The sequence below is a fragment of the Nisaea sediminum genome (assembly GCF_014904705.1).
In the GTDB taxonomy this organism is placed as follows: domain Bacteria; phylum Pseudomonadota; class Alphaproteobacteria; order Thalassobaculales; family Thalassobaculaceae; genus Nisaea; species Nisaea sediminum.
In genome coordinates this window covers 963,445-985,959 of sequence record NZ_JACZCQ010000006.1, presented here as the reverse complement: position 1 = coordinate 985,959, position 22,515 = coordinate 963,445, and the positions used below count along the sequence as shown (strand labels likewise).

Sequence of the window (22,515 nt, the reverse complement as noted above, 5' to 3'; positions counted from 1 at the left end):
GTTGGGGTGAGGCGCTCGTTCGGGAAGACAGCGTCAGTTCGAAGCGGTCTGCACCGGCTCGACCGGCTCCATTTCGACGATCTCGGGCGCCACGCGCATGCCCGGGCGCACCCGCTGCAGGCCATTGACGACAATGCGCTCACCGGACGTCAAACCGCTGATCACGGTCCGCAGCCGTCCGACGCTCCGCCCGAGGATGACCTCGCGATAGCTGAGCGTGTCGTCCGCGCCGACGACGAGAACGAATTTCTTGCCCTGATCGACGCCGACCGCGCGCTCAGTGATGAGCATGGATCGCTCTGCCGTCGCCCGGCCCATGCGCAACTTAGCGAACTGGCCCGGTATCAGGAGCCCGTCCGGATTGTCGAACTGGGCACGCACCCGAACCGTGCCGCTGTTGCTGTCGACGATGTTGTCTATCAGCTGCAGATGGCCGCGGACTGTCACCTCGCCGCTATACGCGGAGTCCATCTCGACAGGAATGCGCGAGACGTCACGACCTGTACCGGGGGCCGCTTTCAGGTCGCGGATCGCCTGCAGTACCACCTGTTCGTCGGCATCGAAGCTCGCATAGATCGGATCAACCGAGACGAGCGTGGTTAGCGCCGGCGCGCCGGCACCGGCCGGCACGAGGTTGCCAGCATTGACCAATATCCGGCCGACCCGGCCGGCGACGGGCGCGCGGATTTCAGTATATCCGAGATCGAGCTTCGCCCGCTTCAGGGCTGCGTCGGCCGCCTTGTAATGGGCCTGCGCCTCGCGGAAGGCATTGGCGCGCACATCGCCCTCACGGACCGGCAGGGTGCGGCTGGCGACCAACTTGCGAGCCCGCTCGTCCTCCTTTCTGGTGAAGGAGAGGCGTGCTTCGGCGGCGGTCAGATCGGCTTCCGCCCGCGCCACTTCGGCGGCGAAAGGAGCCGGATCGATGGTAACGAGAAGGTCACCCGCCTGCACGAGGCTGCCCTCACGGAAATGCACGGAGAGAACCTGCCCGGCGACGCGGGAGCGGATCTCGACATTTTCGACCGCTTCGAGGCGGCCGGAAAATTCTTTCCAGCCGGGCAGATCCCGCTCGACCACAGCGGCAACGGAGACCGCGACTGCCTGCGGGGCTGCCGGCTTCGCGTCCTCGGTCTGGGCAGCGGGGCCGCCCGACAGAGACGGCGTGAAGAGGATTGCGCCGGCCGCGATTGCCGCCGCTACACTTGCAGCGGCCACGGTGACGCCATATTTAGAACGCTTGCTTTCTCGGACGGCCATCGGATCGCTCCAATCCATATTTTGTACCGATTGATACAGAATGACAGGCCGGATATGGACCCTAGACACGGGGCCTTCAAGCCCCCACCTTACCAATCGGTACAAAAAAATATTTCGGAGGAAACAGAATCATGAGCCGGCCGCGCAAATTCTGCGAGGAAGCCGCACTTGAGAAAGCACTGGAAGAGTTCTGGCGCGCTGGATACGAGGGCACCTCAATTTCGCGCCTGACTGAGGTGATGGGCATCAACCGGCCCAGCCTCTATGCCACTTTCGGCAACAAGGAAGAGCTGTTTCAGAAATCCGTGGCCCGCTACGTGGCCATGAAGAACCGCTATATCGATGAGGCTCTGAAGGCGCCAACTGCGCGAGAAATGGTCGAGCGGCTGCTCTATGACTCCGCCGACATTCTCACCGACGACTGCCACCCACTGGGCTGTATGGCGGTGCAGAGCGCGCTCGCCGTCGGCGACAATACGGAGCGTGTACGCCAGGAGATGGTCCAGATCCGTGAAGCCTTCAGCGACCGTATCAGGAAACGCTTCGAAGAGGAGTGCCGGGATGGACGTCTGCCACCCGGGACCGATCCGGAAGTGCTGGCGCAGTTCATCAGCACGGTGCAGCACGGCATGTCCGTGCAAGCAAGTTCCGGCGCCAGCCGCGAACAGCTCCGGAAGGTGGTCGAGATGGCGATGCGCGCCTGGCCGGCATAGGGCCTCAGGCTGAGCCGATCAGATCGAGGCCTGAGCGGCGGCGATGCGGGCGACCGGCAGGCGGTTCGGCGCGCAGGAAACATAATCGAGGCCGATCGAGTGGCAGAACCGGACGGTCTTGGCATCGCCGCCATGCTCGCCGCAAATGCCGATCAGCAAATCCTTGTTCTCGGCCCGGCCGCGCTCGGTCGCGATCCGCACCAGTTCTCCGACACCCTCGATATCGAGGGTCACGAACGGGTCGAGATCGACGACGGAATTGTTCATGTAGGTGGTCAGGAACGCATCGGCGTCGTCGCGCGACATGCCGAAGACCGTACGGGTCAGGTCGTCGGTGCCGAAGCTGAAGAAGTCGGCGCTCTTGGCGATCTCGCCGGCCCGGAGCGCCGCCCGGGGCAGCTCGATCAGGGTACCGACGAGGTAATTGATCGTACAGCCAGTCTCCTGTTCCACGTCTGCAGCGACGCGGTCGACGATAACGCGGACGAAGTCGAACTCACGCTTGCCGACGACCAGCGGTACGGTGATCTCCAGCGTCACGGTCTCGCCGAATTCCTGCATCACCGCGCTCGCCGCCTCGAACATGGCGCGGACCTGCATCTCGGTGATCTCGGGATAGGAGATCGCGAGGCGGCAGCCGCGATGGCCGAGCACCGGCACGATCTGGCGCACCGCGGCGACCCTCTTACGCACCGCCTCCACCGGCAGCCCGAGCGCCTCTGAGGTCTCCTGATAATCCTTGTCGGTCTCCGGCAGCACCTCGTCGAGCGGCGGATCGAGCAGGCGTACTGCCACGGGGAAACCGCGCAACTCGCGGAACAGCCGGGTGAAATCGGCGCGCTGCAGCGGCAGCAGTCGGTCGAGCGACGGGCGGCGCTCGCGCTCGTTGCGCGCCAGCGTCAGCTCGCGCACCGTCATGATGCGGGCGGGCGCGAAGAAAGTATGCTCGGTGGCTACCAGGCCGATACCGTCGGCACCATAGCGGCGTGCCGCGCTCGCATCTTCCATAGTTTCGACATTGGCCCGGACGGCGAGGTGCCGGATCTCGTCCGCCCAGCCGACCAGGGTCCTCAGGTCTTCCGAGAGCGTCGGCTCAACGGTCGGAATCCGGCCGAGATAGATCCCGCCGCCGGTGCCGTCGAGGGTGATCTCGTCGCCGTCTCTTACCGTCACGTCGCCGGCGGTGAAGGAGGCGAGATCGGAGGCGATCCGCACGCCGCTGGCGCCGCAGATGCAGGGCCGTCCCATGCCGCGCGCAACCACCGCCGCGTGGCTGGTGAGCCCGCCGCGCGCGGTGACGATACCGACCGCCGCATGCATGCCGTGGATATCGTTCGGACTGGTCTCCTTGCGGACCAGGATCACGTCCTCGCCGTCGCGGGCGCGGCGGATCGCGTCGTCCGGATCGAACACCGCAATGCCGCTCGCCGCGCCCGGGGAGGCCGGGAGGCCGCGGGCGATCGGACGGGCCTTCGCCGCGGGATCGACAGAGGGATAGAGCAGGCTGTCGAGATCGTCCGGATTGACCCGCATTACCGCCTGCTCGCGGCTGATCAGGCCCTCGCGGTGCATGTCGACGGCGATCTTCAGACCGGCCTCGACCGTGCGCTTGGCCGGCCGCGTCTGCAGCAGGAAGAGCTTGCCTTCCTCGACGGTGAATTCGATGTCCTGCACGTCGCCGTAATGCCGCTCGAGCCGGTCGCAGAGCGCCAGCAGGTTGTCGAACAGCTCCGGTGCATGCTCCTGCAGCGATACCGCCTCCCCGGCCTCGGCGTGTGCCGAACTCTCGACCAGCGGCAGCGGGGTGCGCAGACCGGCCACGACATCCTCGCCCTGCGCATTGGGGAGGTATTCCCCGTAAGGCTCCTTCACCCCGGTCGAGGGATTGCGGGTGAAGGCAACACCGGTGACGCTCCGCTCGCCGCGATTGCCGAACACCATGGCCTGCACGGTGACGGCGGTGCCGAGATCGCTCGGGATATTGTGCAGCGTCCGGTAGATCACCGCGCGCTGGTTGTTCCACGAACGGATGACCCCGCCGATGGCGCCCCAGAGCTGTGTTTCCGGAGTTTCGGGAAACGGTTCGCCGGTTTCAGCTTTCACGATCTCCTTGAAGCGCCGCGCCATTTCCACAAAGACGTCGGCGGTCAGATCCCGCTCGAAGGCCGCCCCATGATCTTCCTTGATCTCGTCGCCGGTTTCCTCGAACAGGAAACTGTCGATATCCAGTACCACCTCGCCATACATCTGGATGAAACGACGGTAGCAGTCGTAGGCGAAGCGGCGGTCGCCGGTTTTCTCGGCGAGCCCTTCGACCACCGCGTCGTTGAGCCCGAGATTGAGGACGGTATCCATCATTCCCGGCATCGAGGCCGCGCCGCCGGAGCGCACGGAGACGAGCAGCGGATTGGCGGGGTCGCCGAACTTCCGCCCTCGGGCCGCCTCGAGCTTGCCGAGTGCGTCGCGCACGGCCTCTTCCAGCTCCGGAGGGAAACTGTCGTCATGGCTGTGATAATAGGCGCAGACGCCGGTCGCGATGGTGAAGCCGGGTGGCACCGGCAGTCCGATGACGCTCATCTCGGCGAGATTGGCACCCTTGGTCCCCAGCAGATCCACCATACCGGCAGAGCCTTCCGCAGCGCCCTCCCCGAATGTGTAGATCCACTTTTCCATCACGCCGTCGCTATCCCTCTATCTGGGAGAAATCCGCAATCCTGTTAGCCGTCGCCCCGACCCGGGCCAGAAGCGCCAACCGGTTCTTCCGGACAGACGCGTCATCGGCATTGACCGTGACCTTGTCGAAGAAAGCGTCGACCGGACCGCGCAATCCGGCAATCGCCGCCATCGCGCCCTCGAAATCCTCCGCCGCGAGCGCCTTGTCGGCACCTTGCTCGGCGATCACGAGGGACTGCGACAGCGCCTTCTCCTCGGCCTGATCCAGCAGGCCCTCGTCCGGAGCGCCGTCGTAGGACATGCCGTCCTTCTTCTCTTCCGCCTTCACGATATTGCCGGCCCGGCGCACGCCCGCGAGCAGGTTCGCGCCGTCCTCGGTGGAGAGCACCGATTGCAGCGCCTCGACGCGGGCAAGCAGACGCACCAGATCGTCCTCACCGCCGAGGGCGAAGACCGCGGAAACGAGATCGTGCCGCACGCCCCCTTCACGCAGATGCACCTTCAGACGGTCGGCGAAGAAATCGAGAATGCCCTCCGGCGCCCCTAGCCCCTGATAGAGACCGGCCGCCTCGGCGAAGGCCTCGCCGAGCGGCAAGCGCAGCTTGTTCTCGACGATCAACCGGATCACACCGAGCGCCGCGCGGCGGAGCGCGAAGGGATCCTTCGAGCCGGTCGGTTTCTCGTCGATGGCAAAGAAACCGGCGAGCGTGTCGATCTTGTCGGCCAGCGCCACGACGACGCTCTCCGGCGCGGTCGGACAACGGTCGTTCGGGCCCTGCGGGGAATAGTGATCGGCGATCGCGTCGGCCACTTCCGGCGCCTCGCCGTCATGCAGCGCGTAATAGCGGCCCATGATGCCCTGCAGCTCCGGGAACTCGCCGACCATCTCGGTCACGAGATCCGCCTTGCAGAGTGCGGCGGCGCGCCGCGCCTTGCCGGCATCGGCGCCGGGGACATGACCCGCGAGCCAGGCGGCCAGCTTTTCCAGCCGCGCGACCTTGTCGGCGACGGTGCCGAGCTTCTGGTAGAACAGGATGTCCGAGAGCTTGACCCGGCGGCTTTCCAGCTTCACCGCGCGGTCCTGGTCCCAGAAGAACTTGGCGTCGGAGAGACGGGCACGCAGCACCTTCTCGTTGCCGGCCCGGATCGTCGCATCGCGCTTCGCGTCCGCCTTCATGTTGGAAACGGTGATGAAGCGCGCGGCGAGGCTGCCGTCGGCGGTCTCGGCGGAGAAATATTTCTGATGGCTCCGCATCGAGGTGACCAGCGCTTCCGCGGGCACATCCATGAAGGCCTCGTCGATCCGGCCCATCACCGGCACCGGCCATTCGACGAGACCGCAGACCTCCTCGAGCAGGCCCAGATCCGGCTTCAGCGTCAGGTTCTCTGCCTTGGCCAGCGCGGTCGCGCCGTCCATGATGATCTGCTTCCGCTCCTCGCGGTCGACGATCACGTAGGCGGCACGGAGTTTGGCCGCGTAATCGGCAAAATCCGTCACCGTGAAGGCATCCGGCGCAAGGAAACGATGGCCCTTGGTCTGGTTGCCGAAGGTCAGCTCGCCACCGCCGAGGTCGATCGCGCCCGCGAGCGTCTCACCGCCGAACACCGCCAGCACGCCATGCATCGGGCGGACCCAGCGGAAGGCGTGACGGCCCCAGCGCATGCTTTTCGGCCAGGCAAAGTCCTTCACCGCATCGGCGACGATGCCTGGCAGCACGGCCTTGGTCTCCGCGCCTTTGGTCTCGACCACGGCGTAGAGGAAGGTTCCTTTCGGGGTTTCCCGCTTTTCGCACTGCTCCAGCGTCAGGCCGACGGACCCGAGGAAGCCCTCAAGGGCTTTCTCCGGCGCATCCGCCTTCGGGCCGCGGCGTTCCTCGCGCGTGTCCGGCTGCTTCTCCGGCAGGCCGTCGATCACCGCGACCAGACGGCGCGGCGTCACGTGGGAGACGGCCGAGCTGTATTCGAGACCGGCCTTCTTCAACTTGTCCGTCAGCAGCTGGAGCAGGTCGTCCGCCGCCTTCTTCTGCATGCGGGCGGGGATTTCCTCGCTGAACAGTTCGACGAGAAGCTCAGACATTCGCGGCCTCCTTCTGGGCCTTGCCCGCCTCGACCCAGCGCTCGCAGCAGCTCTTCGCCAGCGCCCGCACCCGGCCGATATAGGCCTGGCGTTCGGTGACACTGATCACGCCGCGCGCGTCCAGCAGGTTGAAGACGTGGCTCGCTTTCATGCACTGGTCATAGGCCGGAAGCGGCAGCGGCCGGTCATCGGAGAGAATGCGCTCGCATTCCGCTTCGGCATCCTTGAAGTGCTGGAACAGGGTCTCGGTATCCGCGATCTCGAAGTTCCAGGTGGAGAATTCCCGTTCGGCCTGCTTGTAGATGTCGGCGTAGGTCTTGCCGCCCTGATCCTTCGGCACGCCGTCCCAGTCGAGGTCGTAGATCGAATCCACGCCCTGGATGTAGGTCGCGATGCGTTCGAGGCCGTAGGTCAGCTCCAGCGGAACCGGATCGCAGTCGATGCCGCCGACCTGCTGGAAATAGGTGTATTGCGAGATTTCCATCCCGTCGCACCAGACCTCCCAGCCGAGCCCCCAGGCGCCGAGCGTCGGGCTTTCCCAGTCGTCCTCGACGAAGCGGATGTCATGATCCATCGGGTCGAGGCCGATCGCCTTCAGCGAGCCGAGATAGAGCTCCTGGCTGTCCGCGGGGGACGGCTTCACCAGCACCTGGAACTGGTAATAATGCTGCAGCCGGTTCGGGTTCTCGCCATAGCGGCCGTCGGTCGGACGGCGGGAGGGCTGCACATAGGCCGCCTTCCAGATCTCGTCCGGACCGAGCGAGCGCAGCGTCGTCGCCGGGTGGAAGGTACCGGCGCCGACTTCCATGTCGTAAGGCTGCAGGATCACGCATCCCTTGCTGGCCCAATAGCTCTGCAAGGTCAGGATCAGAGACTGAAAGTCGGTTCGCGGAACCGCTTCGCCGTGTGTCGACATGTAAACGCGCTCGCATCATTGGGGTTTTGCGGTGCGGCAAAGTAATGGAAGCGCCACCGCCACGGCAAGCGGTGAGTTGGCGGATATCCGTGTCTGCGAAAACTTGACGCCGCCGCGCGGCGCCTCGGCGTCCTAGCGCCGCCCTGCCGCCCGGTCCGCGTCCTCGATCCGGGCCTGGAGCCAGGACCGCGCGGCACAGTAATTCTCGACCTGCAGCCACGGCAGACCGATCTCGTCGTAGATCGCGCTGATCTGCGCGGAGGTTACGCTCGGAGCGGTAACCTTGGTCAGATTGAAGGCGATGGCGCACATTCCCTTTGCCACCCTCTCCGCAAGGCTCTCTTTCAGGCGCGTGATCGACTCGTCGATCAGCAATGCGTCGGTGACATAGTCGAGATACTGCGCGAAAGGCTGTCCGCGCAATTCATCCACACGCGAGTCCATGTCCCGCGCGTAGACCTCCATACGTTCCCGATTTGCCGTTCCTTCAACACATACTTTGAAGATCCGGCCGTCCATTTCGATGCGGTAATCACCGTGAGGTTCAAAGTCCCGCACGCCCGCGCCTCCGCATTTATACTTAACTTGTTCAAGAAAAGAGAGCGGCAGGCGAAAAATTGCAATACAATTTTTAGAGGTGCCGGCAAGAGCAAATTATAAAAGCTGGATCAGGACTTAGCGCGCTTCGAGCTGGCTTGCGATATCTGATCTTCGAGCCATGGCTTTGCTTCCTCGTAACTCTCGAACTCACGCCACGGGAGACCGAACTCGTCGTAGAGACCTCCGATTTGCCCCGCCACGGTGAGCCGATAGTCGGATTGGCTGAGATTCAGTGCCGCCGCGCACATTCCGGCCGCTATCCTGGCCCCGATGTTGTTTCGGAGCGTGGCTTCCGCATCATGTGTCAGAAGAACCTGGGGATCGTAGGCGGAATAGATTGCGAAAGGCTCGCCCTCGAAGCTCCGGATCCGATCCAGCACGTCGCGCGCATAGGCAGCGATGGTTTCCTGGTTCACCTGACCGGATGCGTCGAGCTTCAGGATATAGCCGTCGCATTCCAGACGATACTCTCCATGCTGTCTGAACCCGGGCAAACCATGGACTCCAATGCCGCAAATGTCGGAGCGGCGACCATCACTGAACTCAGTATTTAGAATAAATCATTCTTTCGCCACGTGATCGAGACGTTCGAGGACCCATGCCATCGCGTCCTCTGCGTCTGCTGCCTCGAACCAGGGGACTCCAACACCCTCGTAGACCCGTGTCACCTGCGCCTTGACGAGCGACTTGTAGTCGGCGGATTCGTCAAAATAGAATGCGACGCAGCTCCACCCCCTGGCAACGCGGCTGGCCGCGCTCCTGACCCAGGCGTCCTCCGCCTCCGGGGTCATGATCATGCCACTGCCGAAATCGCAGACCATTCCGTATGGCTGCCCCCGAAAGCCCTCGACGATCTCGTTGCTCCTGGCATTGTGGATCAGCAGCATTTCGAGATTGACCGACCCCGACGCGGCGACCTGGATCACCTGATCATGTTCCGGGTCGAGCCAGATCTCGTAATTCCCATGCGGGGCGTATTCGGGCACGATGGCTCAGCCGCTGACTTTTTCGATGCGGTAGCGGGTATGCGCGTCGTCGACACTTTCCCAGGCGCGCTTCTGCCACTCCGCCTTTGCCGCCTCGTAGCTGTCGAACGGACCGATCCGGTTTTCCGGCGAACCGTCGATCGTCTCGCTGAAATCGGTCGACTTGTAGGTTCCGCCGACGACCCAGAACTGCTCCGATCCATCGTCCCAGATCCGGTAGCGAGTATGCGCGTCGTCCACATGTTCCCAGGCAAGCTTGCCCCAGACTGACTTCGCGCTCTCGTAGTCGGGGAACGGACCGATCTTGGTTTCCGCGTCGCCGCCCTTGATATGCGTGAAGGAAGTGTCGGTATATTCGCCGCCGATAACCCAGAAGGCCATGAGGAATCTCCGTGCCGAATTTCTGGGGACGGTATACCCCTGACGGCAATCGCTCGCAATCGCGGCGCAACATCGTCCGGATGCGCTCCCCGCTGGCCGATGGCACTTCGCGCCGCTATATCTGACCGGCGGCCGGGCGACGCGGCCGACGGACGGAGTGCCATATGCCCTATTCATCCCTGCGCGATTTCATGGCTCAGCTCGAGAGCAAGGGACGCCTGCATCGCGTGAGCCAGCCGGTCTCGCCGATCCTCGAGATGACCGAGATCCAGACGCGGTTGCTGGCCGAGAACGGCCCCGCGGTGCTGTTCGAGAATGTCGTCGGACCGGACGGTCGCAAATACGGGATGCCGGCACTGGCCAATCTCTTCGGCACGGTCGAGCGGGTCGCCTGGGGCATGGACCGCGAGCCGGAACAGCTGCGCGAGGTCGGCGAGACGCTGGCTTTCCTGCGTCAGCCGGAACCGCCGGGCGGCTGGCGCGAGGCGCTCGACATGCTGCCGCTGCTGAAGACGGTGATGGCGATGAAGCCGCGCACGGTCGGCTACGGGCCGTGCCAGGACGTCGTGCTGCAGGGAGACGAGATCGATCTCTCCCGCCTGCCGATCCAGAGCTGCTGGCCGGGAGAGCCGGCGCCGCTGATCACCTGGCCGCTGGTCGTGACCAAGGGGCCGGGCAAACGCAGGGAAGACGATTTCAATCTTGGCATCTACCGCATGCAGGTGCTGGGCAGGGACAGGACGCTGATGCGCTGGCTGAAGCATCGCGGCGGGGCGCAGCATTACCAGCGCTGGAAGAACGAGAAGCCGGAGCCGCTTCCGGCGGCCGTGGTAATCGGCGCAGATCCCGGAACCATCCTCGCCGCCGTTACGCCAGTGCCGGACACGCTCAGCGAATACCAGTTCGCCGGCCTGCTGCGCGGCAAGAAGGTCGATCTGGTCGATTGCAGGACGGTGCCGCTGAAGGTCCCGGCCGAGGCGGAGATCGTCATCGAAGGCCATGTCTCGCTCGACGAGTATGGCGACGAGGGGCCTTACGGCGACCACACCGGCTATTACAATTCGGTCGAGAAGTTCCCCGTCTTCAACGTCTCCGCCATCACCATGCGGCGCGATCCGGTCTACCTCACCACCTTCACCGGCCGTCCGCCGGACGAGCCGTCCGTGCTCGGCGAGGGATTGAACGAGGTCTTCATTCCGCTGATCCAGCAACAGTTTCCGGAGATCGTGGATTTCTGGCTGCCGCCGGAGGGCTGCTCCTACCGGATCGCCGTCATTTCCATGAAGAAGGCCTATCCGGGCCACGCCAAGCGCGTGATGATGGGCGCCTGGTCCTATCTCCGGCAATTCATGTACACGAAATGGCTGATCGTCGTGGATGACGACATCAACGCCCGCGATTGGAAGGACGTGATGTGGGCGGTCTCCACCCGCATGGACCCGGTCCGGGACGTGACGATGATCGAGAACACGCCGATCGACTATCTCGACTTCGCCAGTCCCGAATCAGGCCTCGGCGGCAAGATCGGCCTCGACGCCACCAACAAATGGCCGCCCGAGACCAAGCGGGAATGGGGCGAGGAGATCCGGATGGACAAGGAGATCATCGACCTGGTCGACCGGAAATGGTCCTCGCTCGGGTTGCCGGGCAGCGGCAAGGCGATCTGGAAGTAGCCTATTTCGCCGGATAGTCCCGCTCAATCCGCTCGAGTTCGTAATTCGCCAGTGTCGCGTCGATCTCCAGCATGGCGTCGAGGAACCCCTCGCGGCAGGCCGCGATATGTTCCGTCTGATGGCCTTCCTCGGCCTGCTCGACCCAGCAGTCGAATTGCGCCTGTGCACGGGCCGAGGCATGGGGTGCAAGGATGCGCGCATCGCGTTCGAAGGCCCGCAGCAGACGGTGCCGGGAGGATTTGAGGGCCGGCAGTTGCGCCTCCCCGAGCTTCCAGTCTTCCAAACGTTCGGGCGGCACGGTCTCACCGCGTGCCGAGGCGAGGGTCTTCCGCGCGAACTTCTCTGCATCGATCCAGTCCACCATGTCGTCCGCCTCGAAGAGCGCGAGACGCCGGTACTCGTTGGCAAGGCTGTGCTCGAAACCGTCGTTCGGTACGGATTGTCCGCGCACGGCGGCGACGGCTTCATAGAGCTGGAAGGGCTGCGCCGAGACCGCTAGGGAAGACAGCGGCGACAGGGCTGCGGAAAGGGCAAGGGCAGTCAGGATCCGCTTCATCGGTTCCTCCTCGAAAGATCCGGATTGTCCCCTTTCTGCCCGCGACCTTTGGCGGGATGAGGACGGACCTCGCCACAATCGATCTCATTTCGGAGGCACGCGTCCGGTTGCGCGCGTCGCCGATCCGCCCTATGTCAACAGCCGGTCCTGTGACGTAGGTGGGAATGACATGTCTGATATCGGCGGCCTCGAACTGCTCGACAGCCTGATCGGGAAGGCACGGAAGGCCGGCGCCGACGCGGTGGACGCGGTTCATCTCACCGGACGTTCGCTCTCCGTCTCCCAGCGCCTCGGCAAACCCGAAGCGATCGAGCGCTCGGAAGGCAACGATATCGGGCTCCGCGTTCTTGTCGGCAAACGGCAGGCCTCCGTCTCCGGTTCGGACACCTCGGCGGACGCGCTCGACGAGCTTGTCGAGCGTGCGGTCGCGATGGCGAAGGTGGCGCCGGAAGACCCCTATGCCGGGATCGCCGATGCCAGCCAGATCTCGACCTCCCATCCCGAGATCGAGATGTTCGATCCCTACGAGCCGACGGCCGAGGACCTGACCGACCTTGCAGCCAAGGCCGAGGAGGCCGGGCTCGCCGTAAAGGGCATCACCAATTCCGAGGGCGGCGATGCCGGCTGGAGCACGACCGAGGTCGCGGTCGCGGCCAGCAACGGCTTTTCCGGCCAGTACCGCCGCTCCAGCTTCTCCGTCTCCGCCGTTATGCTCGCGGGCGAGGGCCAGGGCATGGAGCGGGATTACGACTACACGGCCAAGGTGTTCTTCGCCGATCTCGAGGATGCGGCCGAGATCGGCCGCCGGGCCGGCGAGCGCACGGTGAAGCGGCTCAACCCGAAACGACCGAAATCCCAGCGCGTCCCGGTGATCTTCGATCCGCGGACCAGCCGCTCTTTCCTCGGCCACCTCTCTTCCGCCATTAACGGTGCGTCGATCGCGCGCGGCACCAGTTTCCTGAAGGACAAGATGGGCGAGCAGATCTTCGCCGATGGCGTTCGCATCGTCGACGACCCGCTGCGCAACCGGGGCTTCCGCTCCCGCCCGTTCGACGCCGAGGGACTTGCCTCGGAAAAACTGATGATTGTCGAGGACGGCCGGCTTTCGACATGGCTGCTCGATCTCTCGACCGGCCGCCAACTCGGCCTCGAAAGCAACGGCCGGGCCTCGCGCGGCGCCGGCGGCCCGCCGAGCCCGTCGGCAACCAATCTCTATCTCGAACCGGGCGATACCAGTCCCGAAGAGCTGATCAAGTCGATCGGAACCGGTCTCTATGTCACCGACATGATGGGCTCCAGCGTCAGTATCGTGACCGGCGACTACAGTCGGGGTGCGGGCGGGTTCTGGATCGAGAACGGCGAGCTTGCCTATCCGGTCTCCGAGATCACCGTCGCAGGGCACCTCAACGACATTTTCAGAAACCTGAAACCGGCAAGCGACCTCACCTTCAAGTACGGCAGCGATGCCCCGACACTTCTCGTGGAAGGCCTGACGCTTGCCGGATCGAACGGCTGATCCAGCCGAAGGCCCGATTGTTTCGTCTTGGGCGACAGTCTGTTTCACTTGATCGTGAAACGAAAGCATTGGCAATTCGGCCCGCCACTCCCCAAATCAGCGGCAATCGAGAAAATTTCTTATCGGAGTAACAAGATGAGCTACAAGCGTGGCTTATCGCGACTGTTCCTTGTTGTCCTTGCCATCGGACTGGCCGCCGCGGTCGCCCGCGAGCCGCAGACCAAGGAACATGGCGCGCTGGTCGAGCCGTCGCTGAGCGTCAGCAACGGGCTCGCCATCAACGGATACGACCCGGTCGCCTATTTCAGCGACTATGCCGCCGTCCGTGGCGAGGAATCTCTGGCCGTCGAGTTCGACGGCGCACGGTTCCTCTTCTCGGCACCGGAGAATCGCGACAGGTTCCTGAAGAACCCGGAGCGCTACCTGCCGCAGTTCGGCGGGTTCAGCACGTTCGGCGTGGCAAAGGGCAAGCTCTATTCCGCGGACCCGGAAGTCTTCGACATCATCGACGGGCGTCTCTATCTCAGCCGCAACGAGAAGGTGCGCGAACTCTGGCAGCGCAATCCTGAAGGCTATATCGACCTCGCGGAGAATAACTGGCGCGACATTCGCGCGCGCTAGCCGACCGGCCCCGGGACGACAAGTTTCAGCGGACCGGGAGACAGCGAGATGCTGGCCGGCAAATTGGTGACGATGTCGCCATCAGCCTGCACCGGATCGCCGCTATAGGCCCCTTCTTCTGCCCAGATCGAAACCGACCGGGTCCGGACGATCCGGTACCCGGCGGTCTTTGGCAAGCGCCCGGACATCATGTTCGCCGCGTAGCGGATCGCGTTCCAGCGTCCCGCCCGCTCGAACAGACAGACATGAAGCATGTCCTCGTCGAGCCGGGCGTCCGGCGCACAGATGAAGGTGCCGCCGTAATAATGCGCCTTGGCCACCACCACCGAGGCGGCCCGGTAGGTCTCTCCGTCGACGGCAACCCGGTAGTAATGCGGCCTGTACGTGGCGAGCTGGTGCAGGGTGGTCAGCACATAGGCCCCCTTGCCGAGCCAGGCTTTCACCTTCGTGTCGACGCTGGCGACCACATCGGCGTCGAGCCCGACCCCGGCCATCAGCGTAAACCGGTGGCCGTTGACATCGCCGAGCCGCGCCGAGATGGCAGGGCCACGCCAGATCGTATCGGCGATCGCCTCCGCTTTGACCTCCAGGCCGATCTCGGCAGCCAGCACGTTGGCGGTTCCGAGCGGCAGGATGGCGAGCGGCAGGTCCCCGCCGCTCATCCCGTTCACCACTTCGTTGATCGTCCCGTCGCCGCCGGCTGCGACCACAGCGTCGGGTGCGTCTTCGGTATGCATCAGACTGTGCTGGCGGGCATGGCGTGCAAAGGCCTCCGCGTCGCCGCGCGCGCCTGTCTCCAGGACCGTGACCTTGACTCCGCGCGCTTCCAGCCAGGCGATGACCGCAGAGAAGAGAGGATAGCGCCGCTGCCCCGCTTTCGGATTGTAGATGACGACCACGTGGCGGCGACCGCCCTCCGGAACGGACCCCGAGGCTCCGTCCGCAAGCATCCGGCCCGATTCGCCGGTCAACTGGTCCAAATGAAACCCCCGGGACTCCGCCTTCCGGCGGCTTGTGTGATGACAGTTTTATTAAGCTGCCGCCTTATCCCGACAGATTTAAAAACTTTTTTTATTTCACTTTTGTGAATTCATACAAAGTTCATTTTACAACATATGGGCATCTCCATAATAGATCGCGCCAAATAAACTACGGCGTTGAAGTTTTCCTTGGAATTTTGACCAAATTAAGGAAATGGAAGACGGAGATGAACAGTCAGAAAGGCATCGACCGCTATCGGGCGATCTGGATCTCCGACATTCATCTCGGGACCAAGGGGTGCCAGGCGGAATATCTTCTCGATTTCCTGCGCCACACCGAGTCCGACTATCTCTACCTGGTCGGCGATATCGTCGATATCTGGCGCATGAAGCGCTCCTGGGCCTGGAGACAGAGCCACAACGACGTGTTGCAGAAGCTGCTGCGCAAGGCGCGCAAGGGCACCAAGGTGATGTTCCTACCGGGCAATCACGACGAGATGTTCCGCGGCTTCCTCGGCGAGAATTTCGGCCAGATCGAAGTCCGCGACGAGCATATACATGTCACCCGCGACGGGCGCCGCTTCCTGATCCTGCACGGCGACCAGTACGACGTGGTGGTGAAGTACAACAAGTGGCTCGCCCTGGTCGGCGACGGCGCCTACAACCTCGCCCTCACGCTCAACACCCGCTTCAATCAGGTGCGCCGCTTCCTCGGCTACCCCTACTGGTCGCTTTCGGCCTACCTCAAGAACAAGGCCAAGCGGGCGGTCGAGTTCATCGGCAATTTCGAACATGCGCTCGCCGAAGAGGCGATGAAGCGTGGCGTCGACGGCATCATCTGCGGCCATATCCACAAGGCCGAGATGAAACAGATCGGCAGCGTCACCTACTGCAACGACGGCGACTGGGTGGAGAGCTGCACGGCGCTGGTCGAGCACAACGACGGCCGCATGGAAATCCTGAACTGGGCCGAGATCCGCCATCTCACCTTCGCCTAAGGGACCTTCGCCATGAAAATCCTGCTCGTCTCGGATGCCTGGTTCCCCCAGGTGAACGGCGTCGTCCGCACGCTGAATACGGTGATCGGCGAACTCCGCGCCATGGGCCACGAGGTCGAGACGATCACGCCGGATCTCTTCAGGACCGTTCCCTGCCCGACCTATCCCGAGATCCGCCTCGCCTGCTGGCCTTTCTTCAGGGTCCCGGCAATGATCGAGGCCGCCCGGCCGGACGCAATCCATATCGCCACGGAGGGCCCGCTCGGCATGACGGCGCGACGTTATTGCGTGCGCAACAATCTCCCCTTCACCACCGCCTACCACACCCGCTTTCCGGAATATGTGCAGCCGCGGCTCGGCGTCCCGGTCGCCTGGACCTACAGGGTGATGCGCCATTTCCACGGCAAGTCAGCCGGTGTGATGGTGGCGACCAAATCGATCCGCGCCGATCTCGAGGCGCGCGGCTTCGACAATATCAAGGACTGGAGCCGGGGCGTGGACACCGAGCTGTTCCGTCCGCAGGCGAAAGACGCGATCGACGGCGCTACACCCATTGCGCGTCCCGTCTTCATGTTCGTAGGCCGGGTCGCGGTGGAAAAGAACCTGCCCGCCTTCCTCGAACTCGACCTGCCCGGCAGCAAGGTCGTGGTCGGCGACGGACCGGACATGGAGATGCTGAAGCGCAAGTTCCCCGATACCGTCTTTGTCGGCGCGAAAAAGGGCGAGGAACTGGCCCGGCACTATGCTGCCGCGGACGTCTTCGTCTTCCCGAGCCGCACCGATACGTTCGGGCTCGTGATGCTGGAGGCGCTCGCCTCGGGTGTACCGGTCGCCGCCTTCCCTGTTCCGGGACCTCTCGACGTGATCGCCTCGGAGAAAGTCGGCGTGCTGTCGGAGGATCTGCGCGCGGCGACCCTCAAGGCGCTGGAGCTGAAGCCGGAAGACTGCCGCGCCTATGCGCTCGGCTTCAGCTGGCGCGCCTGTGCCGAACAGTTCCTCGGCAATCTCGCAACGTTAGACGCAGAGGCCGCCTTCGGCCCCGCGGAACGCCGCGCCGCCTGAGCCTGCCCGGACAATAAGACCTTGGCGCCGCAGCATGGCGCTAGTATGCATTCCTGTGACCGTAAGGCCCGACCTTGCCCGAACGGTCGGCCCGGCCCCGGAACCAGAACGGAAAGCATGCTGAAGCGACTGTTGCGCACGGAAACCGGCCGCGAGGTCGCGAGCCGCCTTCTGGCGGCACTGATCCGGGGGCTCTCGCGCACCATCCGCTGGCAGGTCCTGAATTCAGAGATCCGGGACGAGGTTTTCGCGAGCGACCGTCCCATCATCGGCGCCTTCTGGCACAATCGCATCATGTTGATGTCAGAGATCTGGCAAGCAGGCCGTCCCTTCGCGATGCTGCAGTCGAAACATCCCGACGGACGTCTGATCGCGCGCACCATCGAGCATCTCGGGATCGGCGATATCGAGGGTTCGGCCGGGAAAGGCAAAGGCGGGGCGCAGGCCATGCGCGCCATGCTCCGCACGCTGAAAGACGGTATTGCCGTCGGCCTGACCCCCGACGGGCCGCGCGGGCCGCGCATGCGCGCCGGCGCCGGCATCATCGCCCTCGCCCGGATGAGCGGTGCGCCGATCTATCCGGTGACCTGGAACGTCCGGCGGCGCCGGGTGCTGAACAGCTGGGACCGCTTCATTCTGGCCCTGCCCTTTACCCGCGGCGTCTATATCTGGGGCGCTCCGCTCAGCGTGCCCCGAGACGCGGACGAAGAAACGCTGGAAGCCCTGCGCCTCGAACTTGAAAAGCGCCTGAACGATCTCTGCCAGGAAGCGGACCGGACGCTCGGCACCGAACCCATCCTCCCCGCCGATCCCGATCCGGCGGCCGCGGCATGATTTTCCAGATCTACAACGGCGCGATGCGTCTCGCGTCCCCCGTCCTGGACCTTCTGCTGAGACGCCGTCTTGCCCGCGGCAAGGAGGATCCGGCGCGGATATCCGAGCGGCGCGGGGAAGCGTCTCTTGCACGCCCGGAAGGACCGCTCTTCTGGGTGCATGGCGCCAGTGTCGGTGAGTGCCAGACCGCACTCGCCCTCATCGAACGTCTGCTCGACCGCGATCCGGCTCTCAACGTCCTCCTGACCAGCGGCACCCTGACCTCGGCGAGACTGATGGCCGACCGGCTCCCGTCGCGCGCCATGCACCAGTTCGTACCGCTCGATCACCCTGCCTGGATCTCCGCTTTCCTCGATCACTGGAGGCCGGACGCCGCGATCTTCGTCGAATCCGATCTCTGGCCGAACCTCGTGCTCGCGGCGGGACAGCGGAAAATTCCGCTCATTCTCGCCAATGCCCGGATGTCGCAGGGTTCCTTCGAGCGGTGGCGACGGCTCTCGCTTTTCACCAGGCGCCTATTTGCGGATTTCTCGCTCATCCTCGCGAGCAATCCGGCGCAGAAGGCGGGCTTCGAAAGCCTGACCCGGGCGCCGGTGCAATATGTCGGGAACCTCAAGCGCGCCGCCGCGCCGCTGACGGCCGACCCGGCAAGCCTCGCAGAACTGAGAGATGCGGCGGCAGGCCGCCCGGTGATCCTTGCCGCCAGCACCCATGCGGGCGAGGAAGACGCCGCGGCGGAAGCGCATCGGATCGCCGCCGCAGTTCGTCCCGATCTGCTGACAATTATCGCTCCGCGTCATCCGAACCGGGGCGCCGAGATCGCCGCTTCGCTCGAAACTCAGGGCCTGCGCTGTGCCCGCCGTTCCCAAAATGCCCTGCCGTCTCCGGAAACCGAGATCTATGTCGCCGACACGTTGGGCGAGATGGGCACCCTGTTCGAGCTGGCGGACGCGGTCTTCGTCGGTGGGTCGCTGATCCCGGTCGGCGGGCACAATCCGCTGGAGCCGGCGCATTTCGCCAAGCCTGTGCTGTTTGGGCAATTGATGGCGAAGAACGCGGACATCGCGACCGACATGATCGGCGCACGGGCCGCGCTCGAGATCGCCGACGCGAAAGATCTCGGACGGCGGCTGCGGGACCTGCTGCAGAACGATGCGCAGCGGGCCGAACTCGGCGCCAACGCGAAAGCCTTCGCCGAAGGTCAGGGCGCCATCGCGGACGAGATGGCCGGGCGCATCTGCGCCGCAGTCGACGCCCATGGAGAAAGAAGGTGAGGGCCCCCGGCTTCTGGCGGAGCGGCGGACTGCTGCCGGCCCTGCTGACGCCAGCCTCCTGGATCTACCGTGCAGGCGCGGCCCTGCGTGCCGCCGCCACACGGCCCTACCGGGCACCCGTTCCGGTCATCTGCATCGGCAATCTGGTCGCGGGAGGTGCCGGCAAGACGCCCGTCGCTCTCTCGCTCGGACGGGCGCTCGGAAAACGCGGACTCAAGGTCGCCTTCCTCAGCCGGGGTTACGGCGGCCGCCTCGCCGGGCCGCTTCAGGTGCTACCGGAGCGGCATAGCGCCGCCGATGTCGGGGACGAACCCCTGCTCCTGGCCGAGGCCGCGCCGACCTGGATCTCGAGGGACCGCGCGAAAGGCGCCGATATGGCCGCCGCGGCCGGGGCGGACGTCATCGTCATGGATGACGGTTTCCAGAATCCGACGATTGCGAAATCCGCGGCTATTCTCGTCGTCGACGGCGGCTACGGCTTCGGCAATGGTTGCGTGATGCCTGCCGGTCCGCTGCGGGAAACGGTTGCGGGCGGGCTCGCCCGCGCGGATGCAGCCGTCCTGCTCGGAGAAGACAAACAGGGTCTTGCCGGACCGCTCTCAAAGACGCTTCCGGTCCTGCGCGGCAGGCTTGCGCCGTCGCGCTCGGCGCTTGGCCTCAAGGGCGAGCGTGCCATTGCCTTCGCCGGAATCGGGCGACCGGAAAAGTTCTTCGAAACCCTGAGGGACCTCGGCGTGAAGCTGCTGGAAACACGTTCCTTCGGCGATCACGAACCCTATCGCGGCGAGGATCTGATCGACCTGATCGCCCGTGCGGAGAAAGAGGACGCGCTGCTGCTGACCACGGCGAAGGACCATGTCCGCCTGCCGGAGGAACTGCGGCTCATGGTCCGGCGCGTCGACGTGGATCTGGTCTGGGACGATCCGGAAGCTCTCGGTGCCCTGCTGGACCGGCTGGTCACTCCATAGGCGGCACGAGCACCGCCGCGTCGACCCGGACGTCGAACCAGTTGATCCGCCAGTCGAGATGCGGTCCGGTCGCCCGGCCAGTCGCGCCGATGGTGCCCATCGAATCGCCGCGCTTCAGTTCCTGACCAACCTTCACATTCACGTCCTGCATATGCAGGAAGGCCGAGGAAAGACCGTGCCCGTGGTCGAGAATGACGGTGCCGCCGGTATAGTAGAGATCCTTCTCCGCCAGCCGGACGATGCCGCCCGCGGGCGCCACCACGGGCGTGCCGACGGGCGCCGCGACATCGACGCCGAAATGCGGCCATTTAGGTTCGCCGTTGAGGATGCGCTGGCTGCCATAGACGCCGGAGATCCGGCCCTTCGCCGGCCAGATGAAGCCGTCGGCGAAATAGGCGCGTTCGGTGTCAATCTTCCGAACCTCCTTGATCTGCTCGTTCTCCCGCTTGATGCGGGCCAGAACCTCGGCCGGCGGCTCGACATATTTCTGCGGCAGACCGTCGATCCGCTGGATGTTGTAGTCGCGTTTCGCGATCTCGAGAGTCCGGTGCTGCGCGCTGCCGTCCGCGCCGCGCACCGAGAGTTCCGCTTTCGGTTCCGCCTCGCGCCCGAAGCCCAGCACGAACACACCGTCCGCGCCGACCCGGACCGGCTTGCCGTCGAGTGTGAGCGTCGCGCCTGGATCCGTACGACCCATGATGATGCCGCCCTGGGTAAAGGCGCCGTTCATCTCCAGCGAGACCGCGCCGGCCGGCCGGGCCGCCAGAACGAGAAGAGCAAGCAGAAGGAAGCGGATCACAGCAAACTCCCCTGGGCCGGATCGGTGTTTCCCGGTTTCGGCTTCGCCGCGGGTTTCGCGGCCGCCGGTTTCTGGGGCCCGCTCTTCGGAGCCGCTCCGTCGGTCGCGCCCGCACCAATGACAGCATCGCGGCTGCCGTCGCCGAAATGGATCGAGACCCCGTCACCTTCGGAAAGCACCGCGGCACTGGTAACGGGCGCTCCCTCAGCATCGCGCACAAGCGCGAAGCCGCGTTTCAAGGTCTGTTCGTAGGAATTGCTCTCGAGGATGCGGCCGACCGAGGTCAGCCGGTCGCCCTGCTGGGCGAGGACACGGTCGACGGCGCGCTCGATCTGGCTCCATGCGCGCGCCGCGTCGCGTCCGCCGAGGCCCATCCGCTCGGTAACAGGTTCGAGCCGGAGGCGTACCGATGCCGCCCTCAGATCGCTCGCGGCATTCTGCCGGACCGTGTCCATCACCGAATCCATCCGCTGCCGCGCGGTCACGAAGCGGTTTTCCAGCCGGCCGAGCTCCGCAGCCGGCTCCGGGATCTGAGATGCCAGATCGCGCACCCGGTCTGCGAGACGTGAAAGCATCCGGTCCGTCGCGGCGCTCGCACTCTGCCAGCGGTAATCCACCGTCTGCGCCTTCGCCTCGATGATCGAGCGCGGATCGCCGAGCCCGCGGGAAAGCCCGGTCAGACGCGTCTCCGCCTCGCCGAGCTTGCGCTGCAGACCGTTGAAGAGCCGCGACTCGTCCTGCATCAGCGTGGCGAGCAGTTCCGCTCGTACCGGCACCGCCATCTCGGCCGCCGCCGTCGGGGTCGGCGCCCTTCTGTCCGAAGCAAAATCGATCAGCGTGGTGTCGGTCTCGTGCCCCACGGCGGAGATCAGCGGGATCTCGCTCGCCGCCGCCGCGCGCACCACGATCTCCTCGTTGAAAGCCCAGAGATCCTCGAGGCTGCCGCCACCGCGCGCCACGATGAGCAGATCCGGACGCGGCACCGGTCCGTCCGGCGCCATCCGGTTGAAGCCCTCGATCGCGGCCGCGACCTGGTCCTTAGCACTTTCGCCCTGCACCAGTACCGGCCAGACCAGCACATGGGTCGGGAAGCGGTCCGAAAGGCGATGCAGGATATCCCGGATCACCGCGCCGGTCGGCGAGGTGACGACGCCGATCACCTTGGGCAGGAACGGCAACGGTCGCTTACGCTCGTCGGCGAAGAGGCCCTCAGCGGCGAGCTTGCGCTTGCGCTCCTCCAGCAGCTTCAGGAGCGCGCCCTCGCCGGCGAGCTCCATCTGCTCGATCACCATCTGGTACTTGGATCGCCCGGGGAAAGTCGTGAGCTTGCCGGTGCAGATCACCTCCATGCCCTCTTCCGGGCGGATCGAAAGCCTCTCCGCGGTGCCGCGCCAGCAGACCGCGTCGAGCACCGACTTCTCGTCCTTCAGGGTGAGATAGACATGGCCCGACCCGGCCCGGGTCGGACGCGAGATCTCACCGCGCACGCGGACATGCTCGAAGGCGCCCTCCACGGTCCGTTTGACCTGGTTGGAGATCTCGCTGACGGAGAATTCGGGAATGTTGCCGGTGGGCTGCGGGCTATCGTCTTGCATCCCCGGAATTTATGCTACAAGGCCGCCGAGCGA

The 22,515-nt window shown here is 64.8% G+C and carries 21 protein-coding genes; 9 read left to right on the top strand and 12 right to left on the bottom strand.

Annotated elements, in window-relative coordinates; genetic code table 11:
* Window positions 1-33 precede the first annotated feature (33 nt).
* Complete coding sequence (locus IG122_RS16775) at window positions 34-1,260, bottom strand: efflux RND transporter periplasmic adaptor subunit (RefSeq protein ID WP_193185975.1); 1,227 nt, start codon at window positions 1,258-1,260, stop codon at window positions 34-36.
* 131 nt (window positions 1,261-1,391) lie between these two features.
* Here IG122_RS16775 and IG122_RS16770 point away from each other — a divergent pair, with 131 nt between their 5' ends.
* The gene (locus IG122_RS16770) at window positions 1,392-1,973 is read left to right on the top strand and encodes a TetR/AcrR family transcriptional regulator (RefSeq protein ID WP_193185972.1); all 582 of its coding nucleotides are present in this window, start codon (window positions 1,392-1,394) and stop codon (window positions 1,971-1,973) included.
* A gap of 18 nt (window positions 1,974-1,991) precedes the next feature.
* On the opposite strand, the gene ppdK is transcribed toward IG122_RS16770, so the two are convergent.
* From ppdK to IG122_RS16735, 7 genes are all read right to left on the bottom strand, one after another.
* Window positions 1,992-4,646: a pyruvate, phosphate dikinase gene (ppdK, locus tag IG122_RS16765; protein WP_193185968.1), complete on the bottom strand. Its 2,655-nt coding sequence runs from the start codon at window positions 4,644-4,646 to the stop codon at window positions 1,992-1,994.
* A gap of 10 nt (window positions 4,647-4,656) precedes the next feature.
* Window positions 4,657-6,723 (bottom strand): glycine--tRNA ligase subunit beta, encoded by a 2,067-nt coding sequence (gene glyS / locus IG122_RS16760; RefSeq protein WP_193185965.1) that lies wholly within the window; start codon window positions 6,721-6,723, stop codon window positions 4,657-4,659.
* Complete coding sequence (locus IG122_RS16755) at window positions 6,716-7,639, bottom strand: glycine--tRNA ligase subunit alpha (RefSeq protein WP_193185962.1); 924 nt, start codon at window positions 7,637-7,639, stop codon at window positions 6,716-6,718. The genes glyS and IG122_RS16755 overlap by 8 nt, the downstream gene beginning before the upstream one ends.
* A 132-nt stretch (window positions 7,640-7,771) precedes the next feature.
* Window positions 7,772-8,083 (bottom strand): hypothetical protein, encoded by a 312-nt coding sequence (locus tag IG122_RS16750; RefSeq protein WP_193185959.1) that lies wholly within the window; start codon window positions 8,081-8,083, stop codon window positions 7,772-7,774.
* A 224-nt stretch (window positions 8,084-8,307) separates the two neighbouring features.
* On the bottom strand, window positions 8,308-8,733 hold the full coding sequence (locus IG122_RS16745; protein ID WP_193185956.1) for a hypothetical protein: 426 nt from the start codon (window positions 8,731-8,733) through the stop codon (window positions 8,308-8,310).
* A gap of 66 nt (window positions 8,734-8,799) precedes the next feature.
* Window positions 8,800-9,225, bottom strand: coding sequence for a hypothetical protein (locus tag IG122_RS16740; RefSeq protein ID WP_193185952.1), 426 nt, complete (start codon window positions 9,223-9,225; stop codon window positions 8,800-8,802).
* Between the two features lie 6 nt (window positions 9,226-9,231).
* Window positions 9,232-9,606: a DUF4170 domain-containing protein gene (locus tag IG122_RS16735; RefSeq protein ID WP_193185950.1), complete on the bottom strand. Its 375-nt coding sequence runs from the start codon at window positions 9,604-9,606 to the stop codon at window positions 9,232-9,234.
* 164 nt (window positions 9,607-9,770) lie between these two features.
* On the opposite strand from IG122_RS16735, the gene IG122_RS16730 reads away from it, so the two are divergent.
* Window positions 9,771-11,279: a UbiD family decarboxylase gene (locus IG122_RS16730; RefSeq protein ID WP_193185947.1), complete on the top strand. Its 1,509-nt coding sequence runs from the start codon at window positions 9,771-9,773 to the stop codon at window positions 11,277-11,279.
* Between the two features lies 1 nt (window position 11,280).
* Here IG122_RS16730 and IG122_RS16725 read toward each other — a convergent pair whose 3' ends face one another.
* Window positions 11,281-11,835, bottom strand: coding sequence for a hypothetical protein (locus tag IG122_RS16725; protein WP_193185943.1), 555 nt, complete (start codon window positions 11,833-11,835; stop codon window positions 11,281-11,283).
* Between the two features lie 169 nt (window positions 11,836-12,004).
* On the opposite strand from IG122_RS16725, the gene IG122_RS16720 reads away from it, so the two are divergent.
* On the top strand, window positions 12,005-13,351 hold the full coding sequence (locus IG122_RS16720; protein ID WP_193185940.1) for a TldD/PmbA family protein: 1,347 nt from the start codon (window positions 12,005-12,007) through the stop codon (window positions 13,349-13,351).
* A gap of 135 nt (window positions 13,352-13,486) precedes the next feature.
* Window positions 13,487-13,972, top strand: coding sequence for a YHS domain-containing (seleno)protein (locus tag IG122_RS16715; RefSeq protein WP_193185937.1), 486 nt, complete (start codon window positions 13,487-13,489; stop codon window positions 13,970-13,972).
* Here the strand turns inward: IG122_RS16715 and IG122_RS16710 are convergent.
* Complete coding sequence (locus tag IG122_RS16710) at window positions 13,969-14,952, bottom strand: diacylglycerol/lipid kinase family protein (RefSeq protein WP_193185935.1); 984 nt, start codon at window positions 14,950-14,952, stop codon at window positions 13,969-13,971. The genes IG122_RS16715 and IG122_RS16710 overlap by 4 nt on opposite strands.
* A gap of 227 nt (window positions 14,953-15,179) precedes the next feature.
* On the opposite strand from IG122_RS16710, the gene IG122_RS16705 reads away from it, so the two are divergent.
* The 5 genes from IG122_RS16705 to lpxK all read left to right on the top strand — a co-directional run bounded on the left by IG122_RS16705 (window position 15,180) and on the right by lpxK (window position 20,088).
* A complete protein-coding gene (locus tag IG122_RS16705) occupies window positions 15,180-15,950 on the top strand; it encodes a UDP-2,3-diacylglucosamine diphosphatase (protein ID WP_193185932.1) in 771 nt (256 codons plus the stop codon).
* Between the two features lie 12 nt (window positions 15,951-15,962).
* Complete coding sequence (locus tag IG122_RS16700; protein ID WP_193185929.1) at window positions 15,963-17,012, top strand: glycosyltransferase family 4 protein; 1,050 nt, start codon at window positions 15,963-15,965, stop codon at window positions 17,010-17,012.
* Between the two features lie 117 nt (window positions 17,013-17,129).
* A complete protein-coding gene (locus tag IG122_RS16695) occupies window positions 17,130-17,846 on the top strand; it encodes a lysophospholipid acyltransferase family protein (RefSeq protein ID WP_193185926.1) in 717 nt (238 codons plus the stop codon).
* Complete coding sequence (locus IG122_RS16690) at window positions 17,843-19,120, top strand: 3-deoxy-D-manno-octulosonic acid transferase (protein WP_193185923.1); 1,278 nt, start codon at window positions 17,843-17,845, stop codon at window positions 19,118-19,120. The genes IG122_RS16695 and IG122_RS16690 overlap by 4 nt, the downstream gene beginning before the upstream one ends.
* Complete coding sequence (gene lpxK, locus IG122_RS16685; protein WP_193185920.1) at window positions 19,117-20,088, top strand: tetraacyldisaccharide 4'-kinase; 972 nt, start codon at window positions 19,117-19,119, stop codon at window positions 20,086-20,088. Before IG122_RS16690 ends, lpxK begins: the two co-directional genes overlap by 4 nt.
* Here lpxK and IG122_RS16680 read toward each other — a convergent pair.
* Both IG122_RS16680 and xseA read right to left on the bottom strand, forming a co-directional pair.
* Window positions 20,078-20,887 carry a M23 family metallopeptidase gene (locus IG122_RS16680; RefSeq protein WP_319024909.1) on the bottom strand — a complete coding sequence of 270 codons (810 nt, stop codon included), beginning with the start codon at window positions 20,885-20,887 and terminating at the stop codon, window positions 20,078-20,080. The genes lpxK and IG122_RS16680 overlap by 11 nt on opposite strands.
* Complete coding sequence (gene xseA, locus IG122_RS16675) at window positions 20,884-22,482, bottom strand: exodeoxyribonuclease VII large subunit (RefSeq protein WP_193185917.1); 1,599 nt, start codon at window positions 22,480-22,482, stop codon at window positions 20,884-20,886. The genes IG122_RS16680 and xseA overlap by 4 nt, the downstream gene beginning before the upstream one ends.
* Window positions 22,483-22,515: the final 33 nt, after the last annotated feature.